The organism is Pseudomonas sp. D1HM, assembly GCF_019266105.1.
GTDB lineage: Bacteria > Pseudomonadota > Gammaproteobacteria > Pseudomonadales > Pseudomonadaceae > Aquipseudomonas > Aquipseudomonas taetrolens.
Map to the genome: position 1 here is coordinate 1 of NZ_LRMN01000056.1, position 795 is coordinate 795.

2 pseudogenes are annotated in these 795 nt (G+C 52.8%); both read left to right on the forward strand.

What is annotated here, in order from left to right:
* Nucleotides 1-351: pseudogene (locus AWM69_RS22995) on the forward strand (hypothetical protein); the annotation flags it as partial.
* A pseudogene (locus AWM69_RS22705) lies at nucleotides 338-795 on the forward strand (hypothetical protein); the annotation flags it as partial. The pseudogenes AWM69_RS22995 and AWM69_RS22705, both read left to right, overlap by 14 nt.

A 795-nucleotide genomic window follows, 5' to 3' on the forward strand; every position in this document is an offset into this window, starting at 1 on the left:
CCCCCAGGCAATGACTTTGAGACGGGAGGAGACAGCCTGAAACAACGGGGAATTATTTGGGGCATCTGCTGCGAGTACGCGTATAGCATTTGGCTGCATGTGAAAGCCGAGGAAATAGGCAAGGCCTTATGGTTGGTACTCGGTATCTTTATCTTTGGCGGCCCCTTGGTGTTTATATTGCAAAGCTGGAAACTCTCTCCACCCCCCGACCTCACCTATCCCGACATTATCGAATGGTCCAAACCCCTCCCGCCTGAACAGTGGGCCAAACGCTCGCCAGAACTTGAAAGTGCCATTGCGCAACGTGAAGCTGAATTAGCGGCCGGGGGCTTAAATCGTGAGCCGTCCTGAAGCGGGTGCCCGCAAAAAAAGCGTGTTCTCGCAGCAGGATTATCTGGCCCCGTTACCGATCCCTACCGGAAAAACACCGGTCGACATGCTTAATATCATTTGGCGCAAGAATGATGTGTTTTTAGACGTTGGAAACTTCAACGTGGGTGGGACGGTGATGGTGATCTGGTTTATGTCTCTAATATTTTTAGTGCTGGGTTACCCCTCAAGGCATGACGATCTTTTTTACATTGTTGTGATCGGAGCGATGGTCATAATTGGCATCCCCACACTCGTCTTTATCTACAACCTGATTCGCCCAACCCCTTTACCCATTCGTTTTAACCGCCAACGTCGCGAAGTCTGTGTACCCCGTGAAGACGGCGAATACTGGGTCGTGCCATGGGAGTCGGTCACTGCCGCAGCCTCTCAGCACACGGCGGTGAGCCGGGCGGGGCCCAGTAC